This is a genomic window from Tardiphaga sp. (genome assembly GCF_025356345.1).
Taxonomy (GTDB): domain Bacteria; phylum Pseudomonadota; class Alphaproteobacteria; order Rhizobiales; family Xanthobacteraceae; genus Tardiphaga.
In genome coordinates this window covers 1-5425 of record NZ_JANXTC010000101.1, presented here as the reverse complement: position 1 = coordinate 5425, position 5425 = coordinate 1, and the positions used below count along the sequence as shown (strand labels likewise).

The 5425-nt window shown below is 62.6% G+C and carries 5 protein-coding genes and 1 pseudogene; 5 read left to right on the top strand and 1 reads right to left on the bottom strand.

Translation table 11 applies throughout. The annotated features are described in order from the left end of the window. Nucleotides 1–398: pseudogene (locus Q0S16_RS05745) on the bottom strand (ATPase); the annotation flags it as partial. A gap of 345 nt (nt 399–743) precedes the next feature. Here Q0S16_RS05745 and Q0S16_RS05740 point away from each other — a divergent pair. The 5 genes from Q0S16_RS05740 to Q0S16_RS05720 all read left to right on the top strand — a co-directional run. Then, on the top strand, nt 744–1640 hold the full coding sequence (locus Q0S16_RS05740) for a LysR family transcriptional regulator (RefSeq protein WP_295845994.1): 897 nt from the start codon (nt 744–746) through the stop codon (nt 1638–1640). Between the two features lie 46 nt (nt 1641–1686). After that, the gene (locus Q0S16_RS05735) at nt 1687–2799 is read left to right on the top strand and encodes a ring-opening amidohydrolase (RefSeq protein ID WP_295845993.1); all 1113 of its coding nucleotides are present in this window, start codon (nt 1687–1689) and stop codon (nt 2797–2799) included. Between the two features lie 154 nt (nt 2800–2953). Further along, nucleotides 2954–3967 (top strand): tripartite tricarboxylate transporter substrate binding protein, encoded by a 1014-nt coding sequence (locus Q0S16_RS05730; protein WP_295845991.1) that lies wholly within the window; start codon nt 2954–2956, stop codon nt 3965–3967. Nucleotides 3968–4003: 36 nt separating this feature from the next. After that, nucleotides 4004–4879, top strand: coding sequence for an amidohydrolase family protein (locus tag Q0S16_RS05725; protein WP_295845998.1), 876 nt, complete (start codon nt 4004–4006; stop codon nt 4877–4879). A 25-nt stretch (nt 4880–4904) separates the two neighbouring features. Beyond that, nucleotides 4905–5425, top strand: a 521-nt coding sequence (locus Q0S16_RS05720; RefSeq protein ID WP_295845997.1) for a PIG-L family deacetylase, incomplete at its 3' end; no start/stop codon positions are given.

Sequence of the window (5425 nt, the reverse complement as noted above, 5' to 3'; positions counted from 1 at the left end):
ACAACCGACTTGTCCTGCTGCAGCGTGCCGACATTGATCTGGTCCGAGCCGCTTGGCGCATAGACGGTGCGCAGTTCCTGGTTGGTGATCAAGTCCACGGTATCGCCGATCGTCGGATAGTTGGTGACGCCGCGCTGGAATTTGGGTTTTTCGGGACCACCGATGATTTCGCCCAACAGATCGACCGAGGCGCTGGCGATATAGAGGTCCGACGTCTGGATGTTCTCGCAGGACACTTCCGTGATCATCGCGATGATGGTCGAGGTCGAGCAACGAATACTGACAAAGCGGCCGACGGTGCCGCGCATGTCGGACGGCGCCATCTGGCCGACCGCGAGCAGTCCGACCCGGGCCAATGAGCCGCGCACCGAAATAATCCGCCCAAACGACGCAGCCATGCTCGTATCTGTCATTTATGAATTCGCGTATCTTGCCAAAGTCTGATCAAAGTATGGCCGGTTCGACTGCACAAACGGTTAAGCCGTTCGAGTGGTTGTATTTATGGGTACTTTAGTCCACGGCCAGTCGTTCCCTCCGGATGACGCGGAAGGTCGCTTGAATCGGCCTTTCTTTATCGGGAAGGCGACTTTTCCGACCTGGGCGCCATGCATGCGTGCGAAACTTAATTTACCCGTTATTAACCACGCCGCCGGTTGTGATCGCCCTGCCGCCCGGACAGGCCGCGGCTTGCTTCGCCGGGGAGTGGTGCGGTAGCCCTGCTACCCGTCGGCTTTGGATTTCCCATGCGTATCGATTTTCCGGGATTGCAGGCTTTTCTGAGCATCGCCGAACGCGGCAGCTTTTCGCGCGCGGCGGCGCATCTCAACCTGTCGCAGACCGCGCTCAGCCACCGGATCAAGAAGCTGGAGCAGGATCTCGGGCTGCAATTGCTTGCCCGCACCACGCGGCAGGTCGCGTTGACCCCGGCGGGGCAGGAACTGCTGCCGACGGCGCGCCGGATGATCGGAGAACTGTCGGACTCCATCGACCTTTTGCGGGCGCGGGGTCGCGCGCGCCAGCAGCATATCGCGCTGGGATGCCTGCCGACCATCGCCGCCTATCATTTGCCGCGGGTGTTGAAGCAGTTCAATGCCGCGCATCCCGGGATTTCGATCAAGATCCACGATAATTCCGCGGGCGAGATCGCGACGCTGGTACAGTCCGGCCAGGCGGAGTTTGGCATCACCATCATCGCCATGAACATCTGGGACCTCGCGGTCACCCCGCTGATCAAGGAGCGCTTTGTCTTATTGTGCACCAAAGACCACGCCTTCGCGGAGCGCAAATTCGTGGCCTGGTCGCATCTCGCCGACACGCCGCTGATCCGGATCAGTCCGCAGGCGGGTAATCGCGCGCTGATCGACGATGCGCTGGGCGATCGCCGCGACAGTCTGAACTGGCGCTACGAGGTGCAGCATCTGCAGACCGCCGTGGGCATGGTGTTTGAAAAGCTCGGCGTCGCGGTGGTTCCGAATATCGCGGTGGCGACGCAGGGCACCGCCGGCCTGGTGGCGTTGCCATTGCGAAATCCCGGCGTCAGCCGCACCGTCGGCATCATCGTCAAGCGCGGCCTGCCGGTCAGTAAGCCGGCGCAGGCACTGATCGGGTTGATCCAAAACTATTTCGAAGCCCTGCCATAGCAGGCATCACCACCAACTTCTCGGATCGAACAACGGGCGAATGAAAATGGAAGCGCGAATTCACAGAATTGCCGCCGGCGCCCCCGACGACGTATCGGGCCTCGAACAAGAGATCGCGGCGGGTCGCATGGATGCGCGACGAATTATCGCCATTCTCGGCAAAACCGAAGGCAATGGGTGCGTGAACGATTTTACGCGTGGCTTCGCGTCGACGGCGCTGAAGACGCTGATTGCGCGCCTGACCGGCGAAAGCTCCGAGGCCGTCGAGGCGCGTGTCGTGATGGTGATGTCCGGAGGCACCGAAGGCGGATTATCGCCGCACTGGCTGGTGTTCGAGGTTGTCGAGGGCGGCGGCAAGTCAGTACCGGGTCAACCGGCCCTGGCTCTCGGTACCGCCGTGACCCGCCGCTTCGCGCCGCATGAAATCGGCCGCACGGTACAAATCGAGGCGACCGCCAACGCCGTGCGCGAGGCCATGCTGGCCGCGCAAATCGACAACCCGCTGGACGTCCACTACGTTCAGGTCAAGTGTCCGCTGCTGACCAAGTCACGCATCGCGGAAGCGAAGATGCTCGGTCATGACGTCGCCACCGGTGATACGCTGAAGTCGATGGCCTTTTCGCGCGGGGCATCCGCGCTCGGTGTCGCGATCGCGCTGGGGGAAGTGTCGCGCTCCGCTATCAATGACGCGGTCGTGTGCCGCGACCTCAGCCTGTATTCGGATCGCGCCAGCACGTCTGCCGGCGTCGAATTGCTCGAGAACCAGATCCTGGTGGTGGGCAACAGCCGTCACTGGTCCGGCGACTATGTGGTGGCGCACGATGTGATGCGGGACGCGATCGATTCCAGCGCGGTGTTGCGCGCGCTTGCAGCCGCCGGGCTGCCCGCCCAATACCCGCTCGGCGCCGAGGCGCAGGGCCGGCTCCGCGCCGTGCTGTGCAAGGCGGAAGCCTCGGAATCCGGGCTGATCCGGGGCGCGCGGCATACCATGCTGGATGACAGCGACATCGCCTCATCGCGGCACGCGAGGGCGCTGGTGGGTGGCGTCGTGGCCGGCGTGGTCGGAACGACGATGCTGTTCGTATCGGGCGGCGCCGAGCATCAGGGGCCGGATGGCGGCGGTCCGGTCGCGGTCATTGCGCGCCGCGCATCGGCGTAGCCAGGGCCGGGTCGCCGGACCATGACCCGTCAACGATATATGCAAGCAAACGGCGGATTATGCGAAAACTCTCATTTGCTTCATAAATGGGATGTGGCTAACTGCCGGGACCGGGAGGGGGGCATTCAAGCCGCCCCGCGAGGGCAGGACATCCATGACGCCACGATATCCGACCGTTTCGATCCACAGGCCGACGCGATTACTGCTGTCATGGACCGCGGCCATCATGGTGGCCTGTCTCGGCCTCGCGTCGCCGTCGCAGGCGCAATTGAATTATCCGGCACGGCCGATTCGGGTCGTGGTGCCATTCGCCGCCGGCGGCGTGGCCGACATCACCATCCGGATTGTGACCGAGAGCCTCGGCGAGAAAATGGGGCAGCGCTTCATCGTCGAGAACTCGCCGGGAGCCGCTGGTGTCATCGCCGCCCGTGCCGTGCTGTCATCGCCGGCTGATGGCTACACGCTGGCGCTGCTCAGCAACGGTACCGCTGTCAGCGTACCGTTGTTCAAGAGCCTGCCATTTGATCCGGTGAAGGATTTTGCGCCGATCTCCAGCATCGGCTTCTTCGACTTCGTGGTCGGCACCAATTCGGACTCGCCGTACAAGACGCTGCCCGACCTGCTCAAATTCGCCCGCGACAATCCCGGCAAGCTTAATGTCGGGACCATTAATGTGGGCAGCACCCAGAACCTGTCGGCGGCCCTGCTGAAATCCATCGCCGGCGTCGATTTCCAGATCGTGCCGTATCGCGCGACTCCGGAAGTGATCGTCGGGCTGCTGCGCAAGGACATCGATGTCATGATCGACAATTATGTCGGCATGAAATCGTCGTTGCTTGACCAGAAGATCACCGCCGTGGCGACCACGGGGGAGGGGCGTTCGGTCATTCTCAAGGAGGTGGCGACGGTCGCCGAAAGCGGCGTCAAGGGATATGACGTGGTGTCGTGGAATGCGCTGTTCGCGCCCACCGGCACGCCGCCGGAGGTCATTGCCAAACTCAATTCCGGTCTGCGCGACGTGCTGGCAATGCCTGACGTCAAGCAGAAGCTGCTCGATCTCGGCATCGAAGCCCGCGCCGGTTCGCCGGAAGATTTGAAGGCCCGGCTGGTCGACGACATCGCCAAATGGACCAAGGTGATCGAACAGGCCGGCATACCCAAGCAGTAAGTGTTCACGAAAATTGCAGATCAGTACCCGCAGGACATGATGACCAAACCAACCGTTCCCGGGCCCGATCCCGACACCCGCATCCCCAAATTCAAGCTGCCGCCGCTGGCGTGCGATTCGCACACCCACATCTTCGGCCCCGGCGCCAAATATCCCTATGTCGGCTCCTACATCCCGCCCGACGCGCCGCTGGAGGATTTCCAGAAGCTGCACCAGGTGCTCGGCATCGGCCGCGCGGTGATCGTCAATGCCAGCGTCCATGGCACCGACAACCGGGTCGCGCTCGATGCCATCAAGGTCAGCGAAGGTCGTTTTCGCGCGGTCGCCAATATCGACGGCACGATCACCGAGCATGGCTTGCAGGAATTGCATGATGGCGGCTTCCGCGGCTGCCGCTTCAATTTCGTGCGTCACCTCGGCGGCGTGCCGGACATGAAGGTGTTCGAACGGATCATCGACATGATCGCGCCGCTGAACTGGCACGTCGACCTGCATTTCGATGCCATCGACCTGCCGGAATATGCCGACATGCTGACGAGGCTGCCGGTGCGCTACACCATCGACCATATGGGTCGGGTCAAGGCCGCCGATGGACTCGACCAGCTGCCGTTCCGCACCCTGATCGAGCTGATGCAGCGCGATGAAAAATGCTGGGTCAAGGTGTCCGGCTGCGAGCGCATCACCTCGATGGGGCCACCCTTCACCGACGCCGTGCCGTTCGCGAAAAAGATCTGCGAGACCGCGCCGGACCGTGTGATCTGGGGCACCGACTGGCCGCACCCCAACGTCAAGGCGATGCCCAATGACGGCGACCTCGTCGATCTGATCCCGCTGTTCGCGCCGGACCCGGACATGCAGCAGAAAATTCTGGTCGACAACCCTGCGCGACTGTTCGCGTTCGATACCAAATAAAGGACAACCCATGTCGGACGCAAAGATGAAGCCCAAAACCGGCCTGGTGATCACGGCGCATCCCGGCGACTTCGTCTGGCGAGCTGGCGGCGCGATCGCCCTGCACGCCAAGAAGGGCTACAAGGTCAAGATCGTTTGCATGGCCTTCGGTGAGCGCGGTGAGTCGCAGTTCGCCTGGAAGCAGCCCGGTCAGACGCTGGAGAAGGTCAAGGCCGGCCGCCGTGACGAAGCGGAACGCGCCGCCGACATGCTCGGCGCCGAAATCGAGTTCTTCGACGCCGGCGACTATCCGCTCCACCTCACCGAGGCGCACAAGGAGCGGCTAATCGACATTTATCGCGAGCTCAATCCGAGTTTTGTGCTCAGCCATTCGCTGGAAGATCCCTACAACGTCGATCATCCCGCGGCGACCGCCGCCGCCCAGGAGGCCCGCATTATCGCGCAGGCGATGGGCCACAAGCCGGAGGCAGAATACAGCTACTCGGCGCCGCCAGTGTTCTTGTTCGAGCCGCACCAACCGGAAATGTGCAACTTCAAGCCGCAGGT

Excerpts from the sequence above, each read along its gene's own strand:
- Q0S16_RS05735 (WP_295845993.1), top strand. The coding sequence starts at position 1,687 with ATGGAAGCGCGAATTCACAGAATTGCCGCCGGCGCCCCCGACGACGTA.
- Q0S16_RS05725 (WP_295845998.1), top strand. The coding sequence starts at position 4,004 with ATGATGACCAAACCAACCGTTCCCGGGCCCGATCCCGACACCCGCATC.
- Q0S16_RS05740 (WP_295845994.1), top strand. The coding sequence starts at position 744 with ATGCGTATCGATTTTCCGGGATTGCAGGCTTTTCTGAGCATCGCCGAA.
- Q0S16_RS05730 (WP_295845991.1), top strand. The coding sequence starts at position 2,954 with ATGACGCCACGATATCCGACCGTTTCGATCCACAGGCCGACGCGATTA.